This is a genomic window from Micromonospora sp. DSM 43699 (genome assembly GCF_055517075.1).
Map to the genome: position 1 here is coordinate 1 of NZ_JBTMMT010000214.1, position 450 is coordinate 450.

A 450-nucleotide genomic window follows, 5' to 3' on the forward strand; every position below is an offset into this window, starting at 1 on the left:
GTCGTAGAAGTCGAGCCCGTCGGCGTTGACGGCTCCGCTGCCGCCGGGCACCACACGGGGCCAGCTGACGGAGAACCGGAAGGCGTCGGCGCCGAGCCCGGCCAGCAGGGCGACGTCCTCGCGGTAGCGGGCGTGGAAGCCGGTGCCCCGGGTGGTGTCGGTGCCGTCCTTGATCCGGCCCGGCCGGGCGGCGAAGGCGTCCCAGCCGGAGGGGCCCTTGCCGTCCGCGTCCACCGCCCCCTCGGTCTGGAAGGCGGAGGCGGAGGCTCCCCAGAGGAAGCCGGGCGGGAACATCGGCAGGGTCATCGCGGCCTCCAGCAGCCGTGCGTATGAGCGGAACCGGTACGTGTCGCCAAAACCAGTACGTGTGCGCGAAATCCGTATGAGCGGGAACGCGCCGGGCAATGATCAGGACCAGACCTTAATCGCCGGTGGCGGGCGGCAACAGAG

At 71.6% G+C, this 450-nt stretch carries 1 protein-coding gene; it reads right to left on the bottom strand.

Annotated features, from left to right (window positions below):
* The coding region (locus AC0AIB_RS31305; protein WP_465098094.1) for a family 1 glycosylhydrolase at positions 1-306 on the bottom strand (306 nt) is incomplete at its 3' end.
* Between the last annotated feature and the right edge of the window lie 144 nt (positions 307-450).